The following is a 22,772-nucleotide window of genomic DNA, read 5'->3' as shown; positions in this document are numbered from 1 at the left end:
GAAGACTCCACGGGGCGGGTTCGCCGGCGGCCACCGGCGGGTACCGCCCCCCCGACGACCCCGGGGGCGCCCCGGGCCCGGACGCGGACGGCACAGGGAGACAGCGTGGAGGAAACGGTGAGCGACACGGCGGGCAGGGCACTGGACATCGTCGCCTACGGAGTCGTCGCCGACGAACGCCCCCTGCTGGAAGAGGCGTTCGACGACCGGCACCGCCTGCGCTGCCTGGACCTGGTGCTCGACCGGGACACCGTCTCGACCGCCGCCGGCTGCGAGGTCGTCTGCAGCAGCGTCAACGACGTCCTGGACGCGGAGGTCCTGACGGCCCTGGCACGCGGCGGCACGAAGCTGATCACCCAACGCGCCACCGGCTACAACAACATCGACCTGACCGCGGCCCGGGAGGAGGGCCTGTCCGTCGCCCGCGTGTCGTCCTACTCCCCCTACTCGGTGGCCGAGTTCGCCTGGGCCCTGGCCCTCGCGGTCAACCGCAGGGTGGCCAGGTCCGTGGCCCGCACCCGCGACTTCGACTTCCGCCTCAACGGCCTGCTGGGACGCGACTTCCACGGACGCACCGCCGGCGTGCTGGGCACCGGGAAGATCGGCACCGCCTTCGCCCGGATCGCCTCCGGCTTCGGCATGCGACTGCTGGGCTCCGACATCGCCCAGGACCCCGCATGCCTGGAGCTGGGCATGGAGTACGTCGAACGGGACCGGCTGTTCGCCGAGGCCGACCTGATCAGCCTCCACCTGCCGCTGCTGCCCGACACCCACCACGTGGTGGACGCCGACGCCCTGGCCCGGATGAAGGACGACGCCATCCTGATCAACACCAGTCGCGGCGGACTGATCGACGCCCAGGCCCTGGTGGAGACCCTGCGGGCGGGCCGGCTCGACGGCGTGGGCCTGGACGTCTACGAGGAGGAGGCGGGGGTGTTCTTCTTCGACCGCTCGATGGACGTGATGACCGACGACGTCCTCGCACGGCTGATGACCTTCCGCAACGTCCTGGTCAGCTCCCACCAGGCCTACTTCACCCGCGACGCCGTCGGCCAGATCGTGGCCGCCACCGCCCGCAACGTCGAGGACCACCTGGCCGGCCGCACCGGCGAGAACACCCTGGTCCCTCCCCCCGCCTGACCGGTGCGGGCGCGCCCGCCGCGGGCGCGACCGCACCGGGACCGACCATCAGACGGCCGCCCCCACCACCTCCCGCCCCCCGGACGCGGACACACCGGGCCCGGACCCGGCGCCGCGCGTGAAGCGGCTCTCGAACCGGGCCCAGGCGAACCCGACCACGCCCACGGCCACCACGACCGCCACCGCGGCCACACCGATCGGCTCGGTGCGCAGCACACCCCGCAGGAGAGGCACCACGACGGTGAGGGCGCCCAGCCCGACCGCACCCAGCACCGCCACGGGCAGGAACGGGTTCTCCCGCGTCAACAGCCGCTCCCGCAACCCCAGCACCACACCGAGCTGAGCGGCCAACAGCGACAGGAACAGCGTCGTCTGCCAGGGCTGCCCGGACGCCTCGGCCCACACCGCCGCGGCCAGGGACGCGGCGGTGACCACCCCGGCCAACCGCACGATCCGCAACCACAGGCCGTCGCCGAGCACATGCTGGTCGGGCGGCCTGGGCGGCCGGCGCATGGCGTTCGCGGAAACGGGCTCCGCGCCCATCGCCACACCCGTCAGACCATGGGTGAGCAGATTGATCCACAGGATCTGACTCGCCGCCAGCGGAACCGTCAACCCCAGGAACGGGCCGACCAGCATCACCAGGATCTCCGCCGCGCCCCCGGCCATGCCGTAGAGCAGGAAACGGCGGATGTTGTCGTACACCCGCCGCCCCTCCTCCACCGCCGCGACCACCGTCCGCAGCTCGTCGTCGGCCAGCACCAGATCGGCGGCCTGCCGGGCCACCTCGGTGCCCCGCCGCCCCATCGCCACGCCGATGTCGGCCTGCCGCAGCGCCGGCCCGTCGTTGACGCCGTCGCCGGTCATGGCCGTGACGGCTCCCCGCGCCTGCCAGGCTTGGACGATGTCCACCTTCTGCTGCGGATCGGTACGGGCGAACACCCGCACCCGCGAGGCGTCGGGCACCTCACCGGCGGCCAGGGTGCGGCCGGTGACCACCTCCGGCGTCCCCGACGGCTCCGAACCGCCCACCCCGCCGCCGTCGCCGTCGAGGATGCCGAGCCGGGCGGCGATCGCGCGGGCGGTGGCCGGATGGTCCCCGGTGACCATCACCGGGGTGATGCCCGCCTCACGGCACGCCGCCACCGTGGCGGCGGCCGGCTCCCTGGGCGGATCGCTGATCGCCACCAGACCCAGCAGCCGCAGCCCCCGCTCGACGTCCTCCCAGCGGCCCGGCTCCCCCTCCGAGCGGCCCGACGCCACGGCCAGGACACGGTAGCCCTCCGCCGACAGCGCGGCGGCCTCCCGGTGGGCGCGCTCCAACCGCCGCGTGTCCTCCTCCAGGAACACCCCGTTCAACACCGCCTCCGGCGCGCCCTTGAGGAAGACCGCCGACTCCCCCGACGGCGCGCGGTGAACGGTGGTCATCCGCTTGCGGAGACTGTCGAACGGCACCTCCCCGATCCGGGGATGGGCCCGCCGCGACTCGGCGTGACCGACGCCGGCCTTGTCCGCCGCCGCCAACAGCGCCGCCTCGGTGGGATCGCCGAGCGCCGTCCAATCGCCCCCGTCCTCCTCCGGGGGACGCAGCGCCGCGTCGTTGCACAGCGCGGCGGCCACCAACAACCTCCGCGCCGCGTCCGCCACCCGCGGATCGGGCGGGCCCTCACCGGAGAGCACCTCCCCGCTCGGCCCGTACCCGGTGCCGGTGAAACGGACCGTGCCCTCGGGGGTCCACACCTTCTCCACCACCATGCGCCCCTCGGTGAGGGTGCCGGTCTTGTCGGTGGCCAACACGGTGACCGACCCCAGGGTCTCCACCGCCGGCAACCGCCTCACCAGCGCGTTGCGAGCCGCCATCCGCCGCGCACCGAGCGCCAACGCCAGCGTGACGACCGCCGGCAGCGACTCCGGGACGGCCGCCACCGCCAGGCTGATCGCCGTGACCGCCATGGTCTCCAGGGACTGCCCCCGCACCACCCCCAGCACCAGGACCAGCACGCACAACCCCACCGTGACCACCGCCAGCACCCGGCCCAGATCCGCCAACCGACGCTGCAACGGGGTGAGTTCCCGACGAGGACGCAGCAGGACGGCGATGCGGCCCAGCGCGCTGCGCGGCCCGGTGGCGGTCACGGTGGCCACCGCACGCCCACGCACCACGACGGTGCCGGCCCGGAGCTCGGCGGCCTCCGGCGTCCCGGCCCGGACGTCCTTGTCCACCGGCACCGACTCGCCGGTCAGCGCGGACTCGTCGACCAGCAGCGCGGAGGAGTGCGCCGGCTCCGCGTCCGCCGGGACGATGTCGCCCTCCCCCAACAACAGCACATCCCCCGGCACCACCTCGGCCGACGGCACCTCCCGCTCGGCGCCGTCGCGCACCACCCGCGCCGCCGGGGCGGACAGGGCCGTCAACGCGGCGATGGCGTTGTCGGCACGCACCTCCTGCACCACACCCACCGTGGTGTTCACCACGATCACCAGGGCGACGACGACGGCGTCGTTGTAGTCCCCGGTGAACACCGTCAGCACCACCGCCCCCAACAGCACCAGGATCAACGGGTCGCGCAACTGCGCCACCACCCGCGCCCACAACGGCGTCCGAGGAGCCTCCCCCACCTCGTTGCGTCCCACCTCCGCCAGCCGCCGGGCGGCCTCCTCCTCGGTGAGCCCGTCCGGACGCGCGACCTCGGCGGCAGAGGAAGCCGCGGGCGGACCGTGCATGGTGGTCTCCTCCTGTTCGTCGCTCCCACTCACCCCGGCCCCCGCCGACCACGCGGGCGGAGAGGAGAACCGGAGACCGCGCCGCCGGTACCCGAAACACCCGCCCCCATGCCCGCGTCCACACCCCGTGCCGCACCGGCCGACGGAACGGAACGAATCGCGCCGCTCAGTGCAGGGACGCCGGCCGCCCCAGCCCCACGGCCAGAGCGACACCCACATCCACCACGATGCCCGGAACCAACCACGGGTTGAACCACAGCACCTTCAGCACCAGCCCACCCGCCGCGGCCGCCACCGCCGCGGTGGCCCACCAGCCGCTGTGCGCCAACAGGGCCACCCCCGCCCCCGCGTACAGCAGGGCGGTGACCGCGGCCAACCCGGCCGCCGCGGCCCCGGCGGTCTCCCCGGGCACGCCCGCCGTGCCCAACGCCCAGGAACGGCCCGGATCGAACGGAGGCGGGTGCTCGGGATCGACCGGGGTCACCCAGACCCGGAAGTGCACCAGGGCGTGCGCGATCAGCAAGAGCACCGCCACGGCCCGGATCACGGCACGGGCTCCCGCTCCCCACCGCCCTGGTCCAGCCGGAAGGGCGGATAGACGTCCGTCAGCAACGCCGCGTACGCCACCACCCGCAGCACCCACCGGTTCAACCCCACGATCAGGTCGAACAGCCCCCGGGGATAGCCGGCGGTGAAGGCCACGGCGACGATCGCGAAGAACGCCAGGACGGTGATCAGCCCCGCGTAGGCGAACCACCACCGCTCTCCGCCCGCGCTGCCGGCGAGGAAACCGACCACGATGTAGTGCGGGATCGCCAACAGCCACCACTTCACCAACACCAGACCACGCGAGAGGCGCTCCGGATAGGCGACGTCCAACCGCGCCGGGTACTCCGGCTCCGGCCCCAGACTGAAAGGCGGGTAACGGTCGGTGGCGAACGCGCCGGTCGAGTAGTAGGACACCCGCCAGCCCCAGCGCAGCACGCCGACGTTGAAGTCGAACAGCGGACGCGGATAGCGGGCGGTGAACAGGATGGCGAAGAACGCCACCACGGTCACCACCGCGAACGCCACCCACAGGAAGAACAACACCACGTAGTGCGGGATCAGCAGGATCCACTTCACCAGCCACAACCAGCGGGACAGCGGCTCGTCCAACGCCGCCTCCACCGTCACGGGCCGCACCGGTGCGGTCGCCTGATGGGCCATGGTGATCAACTCCTTCGTTCGACGTCGGCCGGGAACAGGACACGGGGAGCGGCGACGGCCTCGGCCGCCACACCCCGCGCGACGAGACGGGCGGCGATCCGCCCGGCGACCCCGCCGGCGGAACCACGGGCGCTCGCACCGCCCACCGGCACGGCCGTCACGGCCTTCCGCCCTTGCCGGGAACCGGCACCACCAGCACCGGACAGTGGGCGTGGTGGAGCAGGGAGTGCACCACCGGCCCCAGCCGCAGGGCCAGCCGCCCACGCCCACGGTGAGCGGCCACCACCACCAGATCCGCCGTCCGACTCGCCTCGACCAACGCGTGCTGGGCACTGCCGTTGACCGTCCTGACGTGCGCGCGCACCCGCGGGTACGCCTCCCGGAACGGCGCCACCACCTCCTCGGCCGCCGCCGCCTCGCTGCGCGCGATCCGCGCGATGTCGTCCCCCACCGGACTGCTGGGCACCAGCGGCTCACCGGGCGGAGACAGATGGTGGTAGACCCAGGCGTGCACCGCCGTCACCCCCGCGTGCCGGGCCGCGGCCTCCTCGAAGGCCAGCGCCACCGCGTCGGTGTCGGCCCCGCTCTCCACCCCGACCACGACCGTGTCGTGCGCCAGCCCCCCGCCCTCCTCCTCCAAGGCGCCGCGCACCACCAACAGGGGCCCGGCGGCGTGCGCGGCCACCCGCAGACTCACCGAACCGAGCAGCAGCCCGGTGAACCCGCCCAACCCGCGGGAACCGACCACGGTGAGCGCCGCACGCCGACTCGCCTCCACCAGCGCCTCGGCCGCCTCCGCCTCCGACACCCCGACCAGGACCACCAGCTCGGGAGCCGTCTCCCGCACCCGGACCGCGACCCCGTCCGCCAGCTCCCGCGCCTCCTCCCGGGAGGCGGCGCCCCACCCGCGCCCGGCCCCCTCCACACGCGCCCACGGCCGGCCGTGCACGATCTCCAACGGGACCGTGCGGCGCCGCGCCTGCGCCACCGCCTCCCTCAGCGCCGCCTCGGACCGCGGAGAGCCGTCCACCCCGACGGCCACGTGCCCGTGCGGCTCCCCCTCCCCCCAAGGCGCGCCGGTGCCGTTGGTGCCGTTGGCGTCCATCGTCCTTCCTCCCGTCCCTGTCCACACGGTGACGAGGACTTCGCACCGCTACCCACCAGGGTGTCCGGAAAATCCCGTTTCCGCTTGGGGTGGCCTCGGGATGGCCACCCCACCCACCCCCACCCGACACACCTCAGCGGTACGGAACGACCGCGACGGGCACAGGCGAGTGGTGCATCAGCGCATGGGTGACCGGCCCGACGTGGAAACCCAACGGCGAACGACGCACCCGACGACCCACGACCACCAGATCCGCCGCCGCCGAGACGTCCAACAGACGGCGCGCCGGCCGGCCGATCACCACCTGCTCCACCACCTCCACCCGCGGATAACCGTCCCGCCACCGACGCAGCGCCGCCGACAGGACCCGCGCCTTCTCCTCCGCGGGCTCGGCCACCGGATCGGGCCCCAACGCGACGGGATTGATCCCGTAGACCGGCAGCGGCTCCCAACCGTGCACCACCCGCAACGGCGCACCCCGCGCGGCGGCGGCCTCGAAGGCGAACTCCACCACCTCCTCGGCGGGCCTGCTCAGCTCCAGCCCCACCACCACCTCGCGGCGCGCGCCACTCCCCCCGACACCCTCCACCCCGCCCCCCGCCTCGCTCTCCGCCTCGCCCCCGGCCCGGACCAGCACCAGCGGACACGGAACGTGCGCCACCGTCGACAAGGCCACCGAACCGACCAGGAACCCCGTCAACGCCCCCCTGCCGTGCGACCCCAGGACCAACAACTCGGCACCCTCCGCCGCCTCCCTCAACACCTCCGCCGGACGACCGGAGAGCCGCTCCACCTCGATCTCCAGGCCGGGGTGGCGCCCGACCAGACCGGCCACCGCCTCGTCGGGCATCCGACGCCACCTCTCCCGCGTCTCCTCGTCCAGGGACGACAGGAAACGCCGATGGTGGGACTCCACCTCCTCCACGTGCACGACCCGCAGCGACGACGAACGCAACCGCGCCTCACCGGCCGCCCAGTCCGCGGCCGCCAGACTCTCCCGCGAGCCGTCCAAGCCCACGATGACGGTGCCGGGCATGGCTCCCACCTCCCGGTGCCCGAGCGGAGCCGCGCTCCGCCCCGCTTCCAGCCCCGTGCCGGGGCACCCGCCCCCGAAGGGACACGGGCCCCGACCGAGTACCGCCCCACCCCCACGTCACACCACCGGCCACACTGGGTAGACGCTCACCAGGGCCGCACCCCCCACGACGACGCCACCCCCCGCCCCCACACCGGACACGACAGGGAAGGAGGCGGCCGGCCATGACCCCACGACACGTCCTCGTCGCCTACGGCTCGAAGAACGGCTCCACCGCCGAGATCGCCCAGTGGATCGGCGAAGCACTCCGCGAAAGGAACCTGGAGACCGACGTCCTGCCCGCCGACGAGGTCGACGACCTCGCCCCCTACGACGCCGTCGTCCTCGGCTCCGGCCTCTACGCGGGCCACTGGCGTCGCGAGGCGACCCGCCTCGCCCGCCGCCGACGCCGCCAACTGCGGCGACTGCCGGTGTGGCTGTTCAGCAGCGGACCACTCGACCTCTCCGCCGACGAACACGACATCCCGCCCGCTCCCCGCGTGGCACGCATCGCCGCCCACCTGGACGCCCGGGAACACATCACCTTCGGCGGCAGCCTCACCGACCACGCACAGGGATTCATCGCCCGACAGCTCCTCCAACAGGGCAAGGGCGGCGACTTCCGGAACCGCGAACGGATCCGGCGCTGGGCCCACACCGTCGCCGACGAACTCGTCACCGCCCCCCTGAGCATCTGACCCCACCCACCCGCCACACGACCACGCCCCGCCGTGTCGGAGCCGCACCGGACCCCGGACGACCCGGCCTCAAGGGGATCCTCCGCGCCGCGGCACACCGCCCCCGACACGTCCAGGCGCTCGTCCTCCGGGACACCGACCCCAGGACCCCGCCACCCCCACCGCCCCGACCGCACCACACCGGAACCCCGGGAACGGTGACCCGAAGACGGGGAACCCGCAAGGCGACCGGCGACCCCGAGCGCCCCGATCGACCCTCCGCTCAGCCCTCCGTCAGCGGAACACGCCACACCAGACGGCTGCCACCGCCCTCCGGCGACTCGATCGACAACCCGCCCCCGAACTTCTCCGCCCGCTCCGCCAGGTTGTTCAGCCCACTGCGCCGACCTCCCGGGGAGATGCCCACCCCGTCGTCCACGACGGTGGCCGTCACCACCCCGGAACCCACCACCAGCGACACCTCGGCCGACGACGCCCGCGCGTGCCGCGCCACATTGGACAACGCCTCCCCCAGCACCGCCACCACGTCGTCGGCGACCGCCGGCGGCACATCGGTGTCCACCAGCCCCTCCATCCGCAACGCCGGCGTGAAGCCCAGGCTCCGCACGGACTCCTCCACCACCTCCGCCACCCGCACCCGCAACCCCCGCCCGGCGGGACCGGTCCCGTGACTGCGCAGCCCGAAGATCGTCGACCTGATGATCTTGATGGTCTCGTCCAGGTCGTCCACCGCCCGCAGCAACCGCTCGCTCGCCTCCGGATGCTGCACGAAACGCACCGCGCTCTGCAGCGTCATCCCCGTGGCGAACAGCCGTTGGATCGCCAGATCGTGCAGATCACGGGCGATACGGTCCCGATCCTCCAGCAGGGCCACCTGCTCGGCCACCCGCCGCCGCTCCGCCAACTCCATCGCCACCGCCGCCTGGGCCGCGAACGACAACAGAGGGTCCGTCTCCACCTCGGTGAACGCCGCCGCCTTCGCCCCGCGCGCCAACAGCAGAGCACCGTGCGCCCCGCCCCCGGTGCCCATCGGCACCGCGACCGCGGGCCCCATCCCCTCCCAACGGGAAGCCCCCGTCGTGATCCGCGGGTCCTCCGCGATATGGGCACTGGTGATCGGCCCACCGGCCTCGATGGCCGCCCCCAGGAACGAGCCCCGCCGAGACAGCACCAACCCCCGGAACGCCTCGCTCCGCTCCCCCGTCGCCAGCGCCACCTGCAGGTTCTCGGTGCCCTCCAGGGGCAGGGCCAGCACCCCCAGATCCGCGGAGAGGATTCGCCGCGCGTGATCGACGATCAGCTCCAACACCCGCTGCTCGTCCACCCCCGACAGCAGCCCGGCGGTGATCTCGGTGTTCGCCCTCAGCCAGCGCTCCCGGTTCCGCGCCTGCTCGTACAGCCGGGCGTTCTCGATCGCCACCCCCGCCGCCACGGCGAGGGTGGACAGCACCGTCTCGTCCTCGGCGTCGAACTCCCGTCCGCCCCGCTTCTCGGTCAGGTAGAGGTTCCCGAACACCTCCTCGCGCACCCGGATCGGCACGCCGAGGAAGGTGCGCATCGGCGGATGGTGGGGCGGGAAACCACTGGAACCCGGATGCCGTGAGAGATCGGGCACCCGCAGCGGCTCGGGATGGCGGATCAGCTCGCCCAACAGCCCGTGGCCCGACGGCAGCGGACCGATGGCCTCGATCCGCTCCTCGTCCATGCCCACCGGGATGAACCGGGAGAGCCTGCCGTCGTCCCCGATCACCCCCAGGGCCCCGTACTCGGCGTCCACCAGGACCACCGCGGCCTCCACGATCCGCTGGAGCACATGCGGCAGGTCCAGCTCACGCCCCACCGACAGCACGGCCTCGAGCAGACTGTGCACCCGGTCCCGGGTGCCGCGCACGGCGTCGATGCGCACCTGCAACTCGTCCAGCAGCTCGTCCAGTTGCAACCGCGGCAGACGACCGGCTGCGCCGCGCTCCTTGTCCTCCATGCCCACAGGTCCCTCCGCCAGGCCCAAGAGCCTTCCGGACCTCACCGTAACCGTTCACCTCATCGCGTCACCGCCCCACCCCAAGGCCCCCGTCCGGTTCCGAACCCTCCCGTGGTGTCGGCAACTCGCCGTCACAGCAGGCTGGTTGAGAAGAAAGGGTCCAAGGAGCACGGCCGGCCGGCACCGTCGACCCAATTCCGCTTGCGTGCCGCTTGGCACACTTTTCCACCCCGCTCCCTCCTCCACCGGCTCACGTCCTTCGGGTGAACTCCGGCGTTTCGGCGGGCGGCGTCGGTGTGCCGGCGGGTGGGGCGGCCACTCTGGGAAGCGGTCGTGCCCGAGAGCCGGCGGCCGGAAGAGAGCACTCAGGAGCGCCCCATGGAGATGCCCGCTGTGACGGAGTGCGCGGTGGAGGTCTGCGCGTACAACAGGGACCGTGGCTGCCACGCGCTGGCCATCACCGTCGGCGATTCCCTGCACGCGCACTGCGACACGTTCTTCACCGCGCCGCGCAAGGGCGGCAGTCCGTCCGCCGTCGGTCATGTCGGCGCCTGCAAGATGGCCGACTGTCGGTACAACACCGACTTCGAGTGCCGGGCCACCGGGATCTCGGTGGGCGCCCGGCAGGACTCGGCCGACTGTCTCACCTACTCACCGCTGTAGGGCGGGTGGGTCGGGTCTCAGGGGTCGATGTCGAGCACGTCCGGCAGCGGGCGGCGCGGCGTCTTCGGTCCCGGCGGTCCGTAGCCCAGCCGCAGCACCATCTGCACCCGGCCCTTGCCGGACACGGGGTCGCGCAGCGGCCGGCGCGGGTCGGGCCATTCGACGGCCTGGGTGACGGGCGCTCCGACCAGCCCTTCGGAGGTGGCCAGCAGCAGGACGCGTTCCATGGCCTGCCCCGCCCGCAGCCAGTCCTCGGGGTGGTCCCGAAGGGTGCTGAGCAGGGCCAGTCGGGGGGCGCGTTCGACGTCCGCGGCCTCGCGGCCGGGGATCCTCCGGGTGCCGGCGTGGTCGCGGGACTCCGCCTTCTCGATCAGCTCCGGCACCCGGCCGAGGTGCCGGGGGCCGGGGAACTCCAGCAGGGCTCCCTCGCGGCGGGCGGCGTAGGCCAGGGCGGACCGCACGGACGTCGGGATCGGTTTCCCGGCGTACGGCAGGCGGCCGGTGTGCCGTCGGTGGACCGCCGGGTACAGCGCGGCGAGGTCGCTCTCGCCGCCGTCGGGGTCGGCCAGGTGGACGGTGACGAGCAGGGTGGGGTCCCGCGGGTCGGGCAGCAGCCGGGCCTCCGGGCGCCATCCGGCGTGGGCGGCGGCGACCCTCAGGTTGAACACGGCCGCGCCGCAGCCGATGTGGAGGCCGCGCGCGTCGGGGTCGGCGTGCCGCAGGGCGCGTTCGGAGTCGGCGCGGATCTCGAAGGTGCGTTCGCCCCGCAGGCAGCGGAAGCGCCAGGGCCGCGTGTCGTGCACGGACGGGGCCGTGGTGGCGTCGTGGACCAGGTCCACGGCGCGTTCTTCGGAAAGTGTCCGGGTGCTCACCGGTTCTCCCCCTGACTGTCGCCCGTCCGCCGGTCGGCGGGCGGTGGGTGCGGGATGCCCGTGGCACCGCGCCGGGCCCGGGTGCGGGGGCCCGGCGCGTGTCCGGCGCGTGGGGTGGGGCCGCGTCGGCCGGGTGGGTGGGTCAGGGGCCGGGGCGGGAGATGCCCTCGATGTCGGTCCGGGCGATGGTCAGCAGTTTCTGCGCCAGGTCGTTCATCGCCCGGCCGGCCGCGAGTTCGTCGCCGATCTCGGGGACGTCCCTGTCGCGTGGGTTGCGTCGCGCGACGCCTTGGCCGGTGACGGCGTTGCCGCCGATGTCCAGTACCGCGCGTGCCTTCGTCGTTCCGTCCTCCTCGGAGAGGTGGAGGCGGACCTGCCAGTCCTGTGTGTGCTGCGGCATCGTCTGCTCCCTGTCGTGGCGCGGACCGTCGACGGGTCCGCCGGTGGGGTCGGATGCGGTGGGTCTCGGCGCGCCCTCCGTGCGGGCCGGGTGCCGTTCCCGGTCGGCTTCCGGCCGGGTCGGTCGGGTCGGTCGGGTCGGCCGGGGAGGGGCGGCGGTGACCGGGGGCCGGTGCGGCGCGGGCCGCCGGCGGGAGGGTCTGTGTCGTGCGGGCGGCCGGAGTTCCGGTCCGCCGCCCCGTCCGGACGCGGAGCGCGTGCGGGCCCCGCCCTCTCGGGTGCCCGTCCTGGGGGTCGTCTCCTGGGGCATCGACGGCACCTCCTCGACGTCCTCGACGTCGATGCGCGTCCGGCTCCTGTTCCTCCACGGTACCCCCGGGACCTCGGGGGTTCCATCGGACGGCGGAGGCCGTCCGGGCGGGGTGTTTCCGGGCCGGGTGTCCCCGGTACTCCCCACCACGTGCCGGAGTGTCCGGCCGCCGTTCGGGGCCGGCCCGGAACCGTCGTCCAGGGAGCACGAGGATGTCCACACCGCGAACCACCGTTTCCGCCTCCCGGGGCGGCGTGGGTCCACAGGCCGCGGGGCCCCCGCGCGCGGATGTGCACGAGACCCACACCGCGGTCGTGTTCTTCGTCGGGGATCGCGTCTACAAGCTCAAAAAGCCGGTGGATCTGGGATTCGTGGACTTCACCACCCTCGCCGCCCGGCGGCGGGGGTGCGAGCGGGAGGTCGAGCTCAACCGCCGTTTCGCCCCGGACGTCTACCTGGGTCTGGCCGAGGTCCACTGCCCGGCCGCGGACGCCTCGGAACCGGAGCCGGGGCCGGAGCCGATGGTGGTGATGCGCCGCATGCCCGTCGAGCGCCGGCTGTCCCACCTGGTGCGGCGGGGCGGGGACGTGACGGAGCCCCTGCGGGCCGTGGCCCGGCTGCTCGCGGCGCGGCACGCGGAGGCGCCGCGCGGCCCGGAGGTGGACGCGCAGGGCACGCGGGACGCGCTCGCCTCGCGGTGGGAGGAGGGTTTCGCGCAGGTCCGCGCGGTGGAGGGGGACGTCGGGGTGCCCGCGGGGGTGCCGGAGGCGGAGCGTCTGGTGCGGCGTTACCTGGCCGGTCGTGAGCGGCTGTTCGCCTCCCGCGTCCGGGAGGGGCGGGTGGTCGACGGCCACGGCGACCTGCTCGCCGAGGACGTCTTCTGCCTCGACGACGGCCCGCGCGTCCTGGACTGCCTGGAGTTCGACGACCGGCTGCGGTACGTCGACGGCCTGGACGACGCGGCGTTCCTCTCCATGGACCTGGAGCGGCTGGGCGCGCCGGAGGCCGCGGCGTTCTTCCTCGCCCGGTACGGCGAGTACTCGGGCGATCCCGCGCCGCCTTCCCTGTGGCACCACTACGTCGCCTACCGGGCCTTCGTCCGCGCCAAGGTCTCCCTCGTCCAGGCCCGGCAGGGCGCGCCCGGCGCCCGGCAGGCGGCGGGGCACCTGGTCACACTGGCCCTCCACCACCTGCGCGCCTCCGCCGTGACGCTGGTCCTGGTCGGCGGGGGTCCGGGCAGCGGCAAGTCGACGCTCTCCGGGGCCCTGGCCGACCGGCTGGGGACGACGCTGCTCAGCAGCGACCGCGTCCGCAAGGAGTTGGCGGGCATCCCTCCGGAGCGGTCCGCCGCGGCCGGCTGGGGCGAGGGGCTGTACGCGCCGCGGTGGACCAAGGCCACCTACGCCGCGCTGCTGGAGCGGGCGTCCGCCCTGCTGTCGTCGGGCGAGTCGGTGGTGCTGGACGCCAGTTGGACGGACCCGGCGCAGCGGGAGGCGGCCCGGCGCGTGGCCGAGGCCACCCGTGCCGACCTGGTGGCCCTGCGCTGTGTGGTGCCGGGGGACGTCGCCGCCGAGCGTCTGGCCGGTCGCGCCCCGGGGCCCTCCGACGCCGACGCGGGGATCGCCGCCGCCATGGCGGCCCGTGAGGCGCCGTGGCCGGAGGCCGTCCCCGTGGACACCGGCGGCCCGCCGCGGGCCTCGGTCGACCGGGCGGTGGCGGCCGTGCGTCCCCACGGAACCGGGCGGGCGGCCCTCTTCCGCCGCCCGTACATGGAGCCGGGGTGACGCGCGGCTCCGCGTTCCACGCCCACCACCAGCCCCCACGGACGGATCTCCACTGACCATGAGCGGACAGATGACGGTGCCGGGAGCGCTCACCACCGACCTGTACGAGGTGAGCATGGCCCTGGCGTACCTGCGTGACGACATGATCGGCGAGGCGACCTTCAGCCTGTTCGTCCGGAAGATGCCGCCACGGCGCGGTTTCCTGGTGGCCGCGGGGTTGGAGTCGGCGCTGTCCTATCTGGAGGGGCTGCGGGTGGGGTCCGCCGAGGCCGCCGCCTTCGCCGAGGCGCTGCACCGTCCGGTGGAGGAGCTTGCTCCGCTGGTGGGTCTGGAGTTCACCGGCGAGGTGCGGGCGGTGCCGGAGGGGCGGATCGTGCTCGCCGGGGAGCCCCTGCTGGAGGTGACGGCCCCGTTGCCGCAGGCGCAGCTCGCCGAGACCGCCCTGTTGAACCTGCTCAATCACCAGACGGCGGTGGCGTCCAAGGCGGCGCGTTGCGTGATCGCCGCCGCGGGCCGTCCGGTGGTGGACTTCTCGCTGCGTCGCACGCAGGGGGTGGAGGCCGGGTTGCGCATGGCTCGGCTCGGGTCCCTGGTGGGGTTCGCGGGGACCAGCAACGTCGCCGCGGCCACCGCCTACGGGATGCCGGCGGTGGGCACCATGGCGCACTCCTTCGTCGAGGCGTACGAGGACGAGGAGGCGGCCTTCCGGGCCTTCGCCCGCGCCCATCCGGGTCCGGTGACGTTCCTGGTGGACACCTACGACACCGAACGGGGGGTGGCCACGGCCGCCCGGGTGCTGCGCGACCTGGGGCACGTGCCCGGCACGGGCTGCGGTGTCCGTCTCGACAGCGGCGACCTGGGGGACCTGGCCGTGCGGGCGCGGCGCGTCCTGGACGGGGCGGGGCTGACCGAGGTGCGGATCGTCGCCAGCGGTGGGTTGGACGAGGCCCGCGTCGACACCCTGGTGCGCTCCGGCGCCCCGATCGACGTGTACGCGGTGGGCACCAGGGTGGGGGTGTCGGCCGACGCGCCGTATCTGGACTCGGCCTACAAGCTGGTCTCCTACGACGGGCGTCCGGTGATGAAGCTGTCGGCGGCGAAGGTGACGGCTCCGGGCGCCAAGCAGGTGTTCCGGGGGCCGGGCACCGTCGACACCGTCGGTTTGCGGGAGGAGGAACCGCCGCCGGGCACCGCTCCCCTGCTGCGGACGGTGATGTCCGGCGGGCACCGGGTCGCCGGGCCGGTCCCGCTGTCGGTGGCCCGGGAGCGGTTCGAGGCCGACCTGGCCGAACTGCCCGAGGCGGCCCGGCGGATCGACGATCCGGTGCCGCCGGTACCGGTCGTCTCCGACGCCCTGGCCCGTCTCACCGACGAGGTCCGACGCCGTATCGAGCGGCGGGTGACGGGTGACGGGTGACGGATGGGGGCGGGTGCGGCGCGGTCTTGGGGCGTCCCCCCGTTCGCCGACGACGCGGGCGAGACCGCCCTGAACGGGTTGCGCCCCGTCGGTGAAACGGTGAAGCGGTGAGCCGGTGAGACCGCCCGGCGCACGGCACGGGCCCCGGACGGCAGCCTGGTCGCCGTCCGGGGCCCTGCTCGGGAACCGCCCGGGAGCCGCTTCGCCCGGCGGGCCGCCGGACTACCCGGTCACGGTGATCTGCGACGTCGGGTCGGTCACGTCCGTGACGTCGTAGGCGACGCTGAAGGTGGAGCTGGTGGAGCTGGTCGGGCAGCCGAACCCGCCGACGACGTCCACCGGCACGGAGGCGTTGGAGAAGGAGAGCCGGGAGGGCGCTCCGTTGGTCCAGCCGCCGGCGACCGTGGCGTCACCGTTCGGGGCCGCGGTCACGGTGCAGTTCGCCAGACCGCTGGTCTTCAGGACGAAACCGGCCTGGGGGATGGTCAGGGCCGCGGTGGACGGCGCGCCGTGCTGGACGGACACGCCCCAGGTGCCGGTGGTGGTGATGGTGGCGGACACCCCCGGCATGCTGGTCCGGCACGAGCCGTAGGTGGGCGGGTTGATGGTGTTGGACACCGGCCCCGCGGCGTTGGTGTTGTTCGGCGCCTCCGGAACCCGGTTCCTGGCGTCGGTGCCGACCGGTCCGGTCGGCTCCGAGGTGGAGACCGTGCAGGTGACGGTCACGATGCCCGCCTTGAAGGTGGCGGTGCCGACCATGCTCGCCTTGAAGTAGTGCCCGGCCGGGGTGACCGTCGTGGACCCCGCCGCGGCGGTCGGTTCGGCCGCCGCGGTACCGGTCCCGGCCAGCACCAGGGCCGCCGCCGCGGCCAGGCCGGCGCCGAGGGGGACCGCCGTCCGGACGGCGCGGGGGAGTAACGAGCGGTGCGTCATGCTGTCTCCTCTGAGGGTTGGGGGGTGGGGAGGGGAGACGACGGCGGGACGTCCGGCTGCCAGCCGAAGAGCATTCCGCCGCCGATGACACCGGCGACCGTCCCGATCAGGAAGCCGCCGAGATTGGAGAGCACCAGGGCCGCCGCGGCGACCATGGCCGTGAGGATGCCGGCGAGCGAGCGGTACTGGGGCGCGAACCAGGCCGACAGCCCCATCACGATCATGACGGCTCCCAGGAGGACGGAGCCGACTCCGGCCGCTCCCTGGTGGAGCATGACCTTCAGCGGGGCCAGGGGGATGACGGCGATCTCCACGCCCGCGGCGATGGTGACCAGCCCTCCCCAGAAGGGCCTGCCGCGCCGCCAGGTCCGCCACCTCAGAAGCATTCGCGCTTGCCCTTGGTGATCTTCATGTTCAGGCCGGACAGTTTGAACGTCCCGGCGTTGGTGGCCCAGGCGACCTGCCTCAGATTCCTGATCTCCAGGCTGTCGGCCTGCTGGGAGAACGCGTCCTGCATGCCCTGGGCGCCGTCGGGGCCCTTGTCGAGCGTGGAGGCGTCGCGGCCGATCTCGATGTTCCGGAACGAGGCGTCGCCGGAGAGCTGGACGGCGTCGACGAACAGGTCGGTGGCCTCGACCGGCTTCTGCTTGCCGGCGGTGAGGTTCAGGGAGATGTCGCCGAGGATCGGCAGGGTGGTGACGACCGACTGGCAGAGGCTCTCGAGCTTGGCCTCCTTGATGCCGGTCACCGCGACGGGCAGCAGTTCGTCGCGGGCGTTGACGTCCACGCTCCCGTACTGCGCGAAGCCCGAACCGGTGAGGCGGTCCGCGGAGACCTTGAACTGCTGGCCGGACACGGCGAACGACGCGGCGAGGGCCCCCTGGGCCAGCGCGACGGCCAGTACGCCGGTGACGGCGAAGCCGGGCACGGCGACGGCGCTGAACCTGCGCCATCTGACGCGGCCCGTGGTGGGTCTTTCCCGAGTGCTTTCCTGAACGTCCTTCATCACACACCCCTCCGGCGACGTCCGCGAAGCCGTCGCGGACGTGCCACTGGCATACGAACAGCGTTGATCGGTGTCACTCGTGCTCGGTGGTGCGGCTCCGCCCGCGGCCGTGGGGCACACGCGGGGCGTCCGGTATTAGTGAACATGTCAATACCGGCGGGTAGGTTGACTGTAGGTGCGCCTGTGGTCACCGGCAAGATTCCGCACAGACGCTTTTCGGTCATTCGAAAGGCCCCCGCCGCGCCCGTGCGGCGGGCGTCCCGGGCCGAAAGCGCGACGAGCCGGCCCGAGGTCGGGCCGGCTCGTCGGTGCGCGCCGCCGGTGCGCGGCGGACGGGTGGTCGGACGGGTGGACGCGCAGGTGGACGGGGGCGGACGGTCGGGTCAGTGCCCCTCGCGCCCCCTGAGATGCGGCAGCGCGGGCGGCGTCCCCGTCTTCGGTCCGGTGTCCGACTCGGGAGCCGAGAAGGGGCCGGCGGTGACCCGCCAACCGGAGGAGTCGATCCAGGCCGCTCGCTGGACCAGCCAGTCCTCCATCATCCGCAGTTGCTCCTGCCAGGTCCGGCTGGTCTTGGTCTGGAACGGCCCGACCATGCGGCTCTCCAGGTTGGGCCACTTCCGGAAGTTGCGCTCGGCCGCGCCCGTCAGCGGCGCGGCCAGCCGGGAGACCTTCTCCCTCAACCGCGCGTCGGACAGCGGCCCTTGGCGCAACCCCTGCCACCGCTGCCTGACCTTCTGGTTGAACGACGGGTCCTGCATCAGCTTGAGGAACCAGTCGGTGGTGGCCGGGAAGCCGGGGAACGAGAACGGCTGGAACTGCCAGCCCTGGATCATGTCCGAGCCGGGAACGGCGCCGAAGCCGAGGTCGTAGTCCCACAGCGGCCCCGCGACGATCTTGCCGCCGCGGTCCTTGTGGAAGTACTGGCTGCGGATGTAGGCGTCGCCCTGGCGGCTCAGCTCGTTGAGGATGATCAGGTCGACGAAGGAGTCGACGTCGATGTACGCCGGGTAGCCGGTCCGCGGGTCGGAGGGGTTCGGGCCGCGGAGCGAGTCGTGGAACCTCTGGACGTACCGCGCCAGCCAGGCCTGCTGCTCGGGCCGGAGATCGTCCGCCGACGGCTCCACGACCTCCAGGTCCCGCCAGCAGGTCCGCGTGTCACCGGTGCAGGGCAGCTTCGGTTCCTGGGCCGCGTAGGCGTCGAACTTGAAGATGTAGCCGCCCGTGACGGCCGGTTCCGTCAGATCGCTCTTCTTCAGCTTCGTGATGTCGACCCGGTCCGGCGACCGCTTGATGTTCTCGTCCAGCAGGTAGACGCCCTGGTAGTCGTCGGCGCCCAACGGCCCTCCGTCGAGGTTCAGGTACAGCTCCACGAACCTGTGCCGCGGGGTCCTCAGCCCCAGCTCCCGCCCCAGCTCGTAGGCGAAGGCGTCGCGGATCAGGGTCTTGTCGGGGAAGGGTCCCCGCAGCACCCAGTCGGAGTCGGCCGGCATGCCCAGCACCGGGTGGTCGACGTCGTCGTCGTCCTCGTCCCACAGCTCCAGCCGGTACGGGGCCTTCTCGAACGTGGCCGAGGACTGCCCGCGCAGGTGGAAACCGGCCCGGGTGGCCGGCTCCGGAGTCGCGCCGAGGGAGGTGGTCCCGCCCTTCGGGTCCATCACCAGGGCCGCGACGTCCCGGTACTCGCGGCCGGGTTTCCCACCCCCGTAGGCGTCCATCACCAGCAGCGGCAGATCGTGCGTGGCGTCGACCGAGCGGGCCACGTACAGCGCCGTGCTCGGCTCGCCGGCGGCGGCGCCGGCGACGAACACCCGGGCGCGCAACTGGGTGGTGGCCGTGAACCGCAGCGGGCCGGAGTACACCGGTGAGGCGGCCGTGGGCGGTCGCCCGTCGGTGGTGTACCGGATCTCGGCGCCGGGGACGGAGGTGGTCAGGGAGACCGACACCTCCCCCCGGAACGTCCCGCTGGGCACGGAGAACGCGATGTCCCCGGCCCCCTCCCGACGACTCTCCGCCGTCGCGGCCCGCTCGGCGGCCCCGGCCGTGCCCGACGGCGCGGGGGCGCCGGACACCACCGTGCCGCCCGCCGTGCCGCCCGTCGTGACGATGGCCGACGCGGCGAGCAGACCCACCACACTCATCCGTTTCCTGCGCACAACAGTCGCACCTCTATCCGTGACGCGGCGAAGGCAGACGCGAGCGGCTGCCACTGGTCCTGTTCCGGCACGTCGAATGAGGGTCGCGTGCGATGGTTCGCGAGCGGGGCGCCGGCGGGCGCTAGTGGGACATCACCGAGTCGAACCGCCCCCGCTCCGGGGGACGGACGGCTCGGGCTCCCCCGTCCGGCACGTCGGCGGCCCGGGCACCGGCGATCGTCGAGAGGCGGACGGCCTCCGGCGGGAAGTACCGGCGCAGGGTGCGCCGCCAGGGCCCGTCGGGCAGGTGCGGGCGCAGGGCGGCCAGGCCGGTCGCGTACTTGGAGATGCGGACGGGCCGGTGTCCGTCGTGCCAGAGCAGTCGGTCGGCGTGCGAGGCCGTGGAGCCGGTCTTGGTCTCCACCACCACCGTGCCGGGCAACTGGAGGCGGTGGTCGCCGTCCTCCCAGGTCAGGTCGGTGTCGATGGTGACGCGGCTGCCCGTGTCCGGGAGATGGAGGGTGGTGCGGCGGTACCGGGTGGTCAGCGTCGGAACCAGGGTGAACCGCCGGATTCCGACGATGCGGTTCTCGGCCAGGACCGCGTCGACGAAGTGACGCCCCGACTCCAGGGTCTCCCGGTCCCGCGGGTCGTGGGGCAGCCGCTCCTTGACGGTGCTGCCCCGGTTCCCCCGGACCTTCACCTCCAGCAGGCACTCGCCCGACTGCTCGTAGACACGGGTGCGGATCTTGAACCGGCGCCGCCGGCGGCGCGCGGCCATCAGGTAGCCGGTCAGCTCGGGGGTGTCGAAGTACAACGACCGGTAGGCGAAGTCGCGGTCCCCCTCGATCTCCAGGACGCGGGTGCCGGACGGAAGCCGGCTCAGCAGGGCCGCCACCGCGTCGACCGGCAGGACGTACTTGCGGTCGACGCGGGTCTGCAACGACGCGCGCGCGACGAGCTCGTCCAGGTCGATCGGCGGCAGGCCCTCCACCACGGTTCCCAGGCGCGCGGGGCTCACGGCCGCACCGCCACCGCGCCGGCGGTGCTCTCGGAACGGGCGCCCGGTGCGCCTCGGTAGCGCACGTCCACCACGGTGGTGTCGTTGACCAGGTCGACCCGTTGCACGCCGACCGAGTGGACCCGGGCGCCCAGGGTGTGTTCCAGGTGGGCCACCAGGGCGGTGTGGTCGAAAAGCGCCGTGTCCAACACCATCACCTGGCGCCGGTGGGCGCGCAGCAGCCGCGGATGGTCGCCGACGAACAGCACCGCCAGGATCAGCGCCATCAACCCGACCGAGCGCCACACGTGGGAGGTCTCCACCGCGCCGAGGAGTCCCAGGGCCAGCGAGGAGAAGTAGTACGCGACCTCGTGCTGGTCCAGTTCGGTGGACCGTAATCGGATGATCGACAGGACGCCGAACAGGGCCAGGCCCAGGCCCAGTCCGGCGCCGGTGCCGGAGGCGCTCAGCGAACCGGCCACCGCCAACACCCCGACGTTCACGCCGAGGTAGGCGACCACCAGGTCCCGGCGGCGGTGACGCGGGAAGTACAGGCCGAACACCAGGAGACTCACTGCGGCGATGTCGCACAGGAACAGGGCCAATTGCGCCATGTCGTAGTCCTTCCGGCGGTGGTGGGGGGAGGCCCGCGGCGGCTGTGGGGTGTCCGCGCGGTGAACCGACGTCGTCCTGGCGGTTACCAGCACGGTAAATCCGGCCCCGCCGTCACCGCCATCCACTTCCGGCCGACCATCGTCCCCGGGAAACCGCTGGTCACAGCGGGCGGGGACGGTGGCCTCACGCCCCGGCGCGCTCCCCGGCGCGGGGCGTCGGGGCAGCTCAGCCCGCGCTTCGCGGGTACCGGGCGCGGTCCGCTCCGAGAGCGTCGTTCACTGACCGGAACCGTCTTCCGAATGCTGAATACCGGAACTTTTCCGGGGAGATGTGCGGCGACGAGAGCGCCTCCTTCCCTCCACATCCCAGCTCAGGACGGAAACGGAAGAGGAACCAACGCGACCGACACCCCATCAGAGAGCTTGGCACGGGAAAGCGTTCACGCTCTCTACCGAAAGATTTCCGGTAGAGAGCGAAGACCTTCGGCTCCCGTGCCGACGACGGTGAGATCCGAGCCCGGTGGGGTAGCCAGATCCCGGGGCACGCGGCGCTCCCTCGCGGCGCCCCCACCCCACCCCGCCCGCCCACCACTTGCCGGAGACGCCCGTGTACCGTCCCCCACCGTCCCCTCGCCCCGACGCGCCCCCTCCCCCGCCGACGGACGACCTCACGGCCGCGCGTCTGGCGATGGTCGCCCGGCTGGAGGCGAGCGGGGAGCTGCGCGACCCGGCGGTCCGCGCGGCACTGTCGGCCGTGCGGCGCGAGGTCCTGCTGCCGCGGGCCTATGTGCGCCGCAACGAACCCGGCGCGCGGCCGGGCGTGTGGCAACTGCTGGACGGCGCCCATCCCGAGGACCGCGCCGAGTGGTCGGAGGTCGTCCACGGCGGCGGCTCGGTGCTGGTCCAGCACGACGGTGAGCGGGTGACCGCCCAGCGGCGCGGGATGGTGGCCGGCGGGAGGATCACGGGGCTGAGCAGCGTGGTCTCCATGACCGTCCACACGCTCCAGCGGTTACGGCTCCGACCGGGCCTGCGCCTGCTGGAGTTGGGGACCGGCACCGGTGTCACGGCCGCCCTGGCCGCCCACATCCTGGGGCCCGGCGCGGTGACCTCGGTGGAGTCGGACCGGCACCTGGCGGACGCCGCCCGCGCACGGCTGGACGCCCTCGGCTCGGGGGTGCGCGTGGTCACCGCCGACGGTCTCGACGGCTGCCCCGACGGCGCTCCGTACGACCGCGTCCTGTCGACGTTCGCGGTGCCGTACGTGCCCCGGGCCTGGCTCGCGCAACTCGCCGACGGCGGGCTGCTGCTCACCACGGTGGCCACCACCTCGTCGAGTTGGTCCGGCGAGGCGGTGGTGAGGCGCCGGGGGCGTCGCCTGGAGGCGACGCTGGAGGGGCGGGCGGCCGGACACCTGCCGGTCGCCGGCCACCGCCTGCCGTACGCCGGGGAACACCGTCACCTCGTGGGCCGCGGCCCCGTCCGCCGCCGCACCGCCCGCGTCCCGACGGCGGAGCTCGACGCCCACGGCTACCGGGGCTGTTCGCAGTGCACCGGGCTTCAGCCCGGTGGTGAAGCGAATCTGAGAACTGCTCTGACCTCAGCCGTGTCCACGGATCCGCACTGTTCACCTGAGCCAGGGTCAGAGCGGCCGGTTCTGCTGCTCGATGTACTGCTTCACGATGCTGAGCGGCGCGCCGCCGACGGACC

General features: G+C 73.5%; 20 protein-coding genes. 6 read left to right on the top strand and 14 right to left on the bottom strand.

The genetic code is table 11. From position 1 onward, the window contains the following. Positions 1–141: 141 nt before the first annotated feature. Positions 142–1,140, top strand: a complete 999-nt coding sequence (locus tag IF47_RS0122705; protein WP_031510795.1) for a 2-hydroxyacid dehydrogenase — start codon at positions 142–144, stop codon at positions 1,138–1,140. Positions 1,141–1,188: 48 nt separating this feature from the next. Here IF47_RS0122705 and IF47_RS0122700 read toward each other — a convergent pair whose 3' ends face one another. From IF47_RS0122700 to IF47_RS0122675, 5 genes are all read right to left on the bottom strand, one after another. Next, a complete protein-coding gene (locus IF47_RS0122700; RefSeq protein WP_078592042.1) occupies positions 1,189–3,864 on the bottom strand; it encodes a cation-translocating P-type ATPase in 2,676 nt (891 codons plus the stop codon). A 166-nt stretch (positions 3,865–4,030) separates the two neighbouring features. After that, positions 4,031–4,411, bottom strand: a complete 381-nt coding sequence (locus IF47_RS0122695; protein ID WP_031510793.1) for a hypothetical protein — start codon at positions 4,409–4,411, stop codon at positions 4,031–4,033. Further along, positions 4,408–5,073, bottom strand: a complete 666-nt coding sequence (locus IF47_RS0122690) for a DUF4389 domain-containing protein (protein ID WP_031510792.1) — start codon at positions 5,071–5,073, stop codon at positions 4,408–4,410. Before IF47_RS0122690 ends, IF47_RS0122695 begins: the two co-directional genes overlap by 4 nt. A gap of 157 nt (positions 5,074–5,230) precedes the next feature. Next, complete coding sequence (locus IF47_RS0122680; protein WP_051718111.1) at positions 5,231–6,178, bottom strand: universal stress protein; 948 nt, start codon at positions 6,176–6,178, stop codon at positions 5,231–5,233. A 133-nt stretch (positions 6,179–6,311) separates the two neighbouring features. Continuing rightward, positions 6,312–7,214 (bottom strand): universal stress protein, encoded by a 903-nt coding sequence (locus tag IF47_RS0122675; RefSeq protein WP_031510790.1) that lies wholly within the window; start codon positions 7,212–7,214, stop codon positions 6,312–6,314. 224 nt (positions 7,215–7,438) lie between these two features. Here IF47_RS0122675 and IF47_RS0122670 point away from each other — a divergent pair, with 224 nt between their 5' ends. Beyond that, complete coding sequence (locus tag IF47_RS0122670; RefSeq protein WP_031510789.1) at positions 7,439–7,951, top strand: flavodoxin domain-containing protein; 513 nt, start codon at positions 7,439–7,441, stop codon at positions 7,949–7,951. A gap of 262 nt (positions 7,952–8,213) precedes the next feature. On the opposite strand, the gene IF47_RS0122665 is transcribed toward IF47_RS0122670, so the two are convergent. Then, entirely contained in the window at positions 8,214–9,932 is a 1,719-nt protein-coding gene (locus IF47_RS0122665; RefSeq protein ID WP_031510788.1) for a sensor histidine kinase, read from the bottom strand. A 378-nt stretch (positions 9,933–10,310) separates the two neighbouring features. On the opposite strand from IF47_RS0122665, the gene IF47_RS0122660 reads away from it, so the two are divergent. After that, on the top strand, positions 10,311–10,595 hold the full coding sequence (locus IF47_RS0122660) for a DUF1540 domain-containing protein (RefSeq protein ID WP_031510787.1): 285 nt from the start codon (positions 10,311–10,313) through the stop codon (positions 10,593–10,595). Positions 10,596–10,612: 17 nt separating this feature from the next. Here IF47_RS0122660 and IF47_RS0122655 read toward each other — a convergent pair whose 3' ends face one another. Together IF47_RS0122655 and IF47_RS0122650 are read right to left on the bottom strand one after the other, a co-directional pair. Beyond that, positions 10,613–11,467 carry a nitroreductase family protein gene (locus IF47_RS0122655; protein ID WP_078592041.1) on the bottom strand — a complete coding sequence of 285 codons (855 nt, stop codon included), beginning with the start codon at positions 11,465–11,467 and terminating at the stop codon, positions 10,613–10,615. 142 nt (positions 11,468–11,609) lie between these two features. Continuing rightward, positions 11,610–11,867 (bottom strand): DUF1876 domain-containing protein, encoded by a 258-nt coding sequence (locus IF47_RS0122650; RefSeq protein WP_031510784.1) that lies wholly within the window; start codon positions 11,865–11,867, stop codon positions 11,610–11,612. A 599-nt stretch (positions 11,868–12,466) separates the two neighbouring features. Here IF47_RS0122650 and IF47_RS0122645 point away from each other — a divergent pair. Further along, on the top strand, positions 12,467–13,960 hold the full coding sequence (locus IF47_RS0122645; protein ID WP_031510783.1) for a bifunctional aminoglycoside phosphotransferase/ATP-binding protein: 1,494 nt from the start codon (positions 12,467–12,469) through the stop codon (positions 13,958–13,960). A 58-nt stretch (positions 13,961–14,018) separates the two neighbouring features. Next, the gene (locus tag IF47_RS0122640; protein ID WP_245641196.1) at positions 14,019–15,377 is read left to right on the top strand and encodes a nicotinate phosphoribosyltransferase; all 1,359 of its coding nucleotides are present in this window, start codon (positions 14,019–14,021) and stop codon (positions 15,375–15,377) included. Positions 15,378–15,599: 222 nt separating this feature from the next. Here the strand turns inward: IF47_RS0122640 and IF47_RS0122635 are convergent, their stop codons facing one another. The 6 genes from IF47_RS0122635 to IF47_RS0122610 all read right to left on the bottom strand — a co-directional run bounded on the left by IF47_RS0122635 (position 15,600) and on the right by IF47_RS0122610 (position 21,062). After that, positions 15,600–16,310, bottom strand: a complete 711-nt coding sequence (locus IF47_RS0122635; protein WP_031510781.1) for a hypothetical protein — start codon at positions 16,308–16,310, stop codon at positions 15,600–15,602. Continuing rightward, a complete protein-coding gene (locus IF47_RS0122630; RefSeq protein ID WP_051718109.1) occupies positions 16,307–16,696 on the bottom strand; it encodes a DUF6114 domain-containing protein in 390 nt (129 codons plus the stop codon). Before IF47_RS0122630 ends, IF47_RS0122635 begins: the two co-directional genes overlap by 4 nt. Next, positions 16,687–17,316 carry a DUF6230 family protein gene (locus IF47_RS0122625; RefSeq protein WP_031510779.1) on the bottom strand — a complete coding sequence of 210 codons (630 nt, stop codon included), beginning with the start codon at positions 17,314–17,316 and terminating at the stop codon, positions 16,687–16,689. The genes IF47_RS0122630 and IF47_RS0122625 overlap by 10 nt, the downstream gene beginning before the upstream one ends. 383 nt (positions 17,317–17,699) lie before the next feature. Further along, positions 17,700–19,454: a CotH kinase family protein gene (locus IF47_RS0122620; protein WP_051718106.1), complete on the bottom strand. Its 1,755-nt coding sequence runs from the start codon at positions 19,452–19,454 to the stop codon at positions 17,700–17,702. Positions 19,455–19,590: 136 nt separating this feature from the next. Beyond that, a complete protein-coding gene (locus IF47_RS0122615) occupies positions 19,591–20,469 on the bottom strand; it encodes a polyphosphate polymerase domain-containing protein (protein ID WP_211257249.1) in 879 nt (292 codons plus the stop codon). Beyond that, positions 20,466–21,062, bottom strand: a complete 597-nt coding sequence (locus IF47_RS0122610; protein ID WP_031510776.1) for a DUF4956 domain-containing protein — start codon at positions 21,060–21,062, stop codon at positions 20,466–20,468. The genes IF47_RS0122615 and IF47_RS0122610 overlap by 4 nt, the downstream gene beginning before the upstream one ends. Positions 21,063–21,669: 607 nt before the next feature. On the opposite strand from IF47_RS0122610, the gene IF47_RS28095 reads away from it, so the two are divergent. Next, positions 21,670–22,772: methyltransferase domain-containing protein (locus IF47_RS28095; RefSeq protein WP_157840020.1), on the top strand; the 1,103-nt coding region annotated here is incomplete at its 3' end.

It is taken from the genome of Streptomyces megasporus (assembly GCF_000718985.1).
In the GTDB taxonomy this organism is placed as follows: Bacteria; Actinomycetota; Actinomycetes; order Streptomycetales; family Streptomycetaceae; genus Streptomyces; species Streptomyces megasporus.
Note: the sequence above shows the minus strand (reverse complement) of the source record. Positions and strands in the feature narration are given on the sequence as shown.

Excerpts from the sequence above, each read along its gene's own strand:
- IF47_RS0122690 (WP_031510792.1), bottom strand. The coding sequence starts at position 5,073 with ATGGCCCATCAGGCGACCGCACCGGTGCGGCCCGTGACGGTGGAGGCG.
- IF47_RS0122610 (WP_031510776.1), bottom strand. The coding sequence starts at position 21,062 with ATGGCGCAATTGGCCCTGTTCCTGTGCGACATCGCCGCAGTGAGTCTC.
- IF47_RS0122675 (WP_031510790.1), bottom strand. The coding sequence starts at position 7,214 with ATGCCCGGCACCGTCATCGTGGGCTTGGACGGCTCGCGGGAGAGTCTG.
- IF47_RS0122650 (WP_031510784.1), bottom strand. The coding sequence starts at position 11,867 with ATGCCGCAGCACACACAGGACTGGCAGGTCCGCCTCCACCTCTCCGAG.
- IF47_RS0122665 (WP_031510788.1), bottom strand. The coding sequence starts at position 9,932 with ATGGAGGACAAGGAGCGCGGCGCAGCCGGTCGTCTGCCGCGGTTGCAA.
- IF47_RS0122680 (WP_051718111.1), bottom strand. The coding sequence starts at position 6,178 with ATGGACGCCAACGGCACCAACGGCACCGGCGCGCCTTGGGGGGAGGGG.
- IF47_RS0122670 (WP_031510789.1), top strand. The coding sequence starts at position 7,439 with ATGACCCCACGACACGTCCTCGTCGCCTACGGCTCGAAGAACGGCTCC.
- IF47_RS0122640 (WP_245641196.1), top strand. The coding sequence starts at position 14,019 with ATGAGCGGACAGATGACGGTGCCGGGAGCGCTCACCACCGACCTGTAC.
- IF47_RS0122625 (WP_031510779.1), bottom strand. The coding sequence starts at position 17,316 with ATGAAGGACGTTCAGGAAAGCACTCGGGAAAGACCCACCACGGGCCGC.
- IF47_RS0122620 (WP_051718106.1), bottom strand. The coding sequence starts at position 19,454 with ATGAGTGTGGTGGGTCTGCTCGCCGCGTCGGCCATCGTCACGACGGGC.
- IF47_RS0122700 (WP_078592042.1), bottom strand. The coding sequence starts at position 3,864 with ATGCACGGTCCGCCCGCGGCTTCCTCTGCCGCCGAGGTCGCGCGTCCG.
- IF47_RS0122630 (WP_051718109.1), bottom strand. The coding sequence starts at position 16,696 with ATGCTTCTGAGGTGGCGGACCTGGCGGCGCGGCAGGCCCTTCTGGGGA.
- IF47_RS0122635 (WP_031510781.1), bottom strand. The coding sequence starts at position 16,310 with ATGACGCACCGCTCGTTACTCCCCCGCGCCGTCCGGACGGCGGTCCCC.
- IF47_RS0122660 (WP_031510787.1), top strand. The coding sequence starts at position 10,311 with ATGGAGATGCCCGCTGTGACGGAGTGCGCGGTGGAGGTCTGCGCGTAC.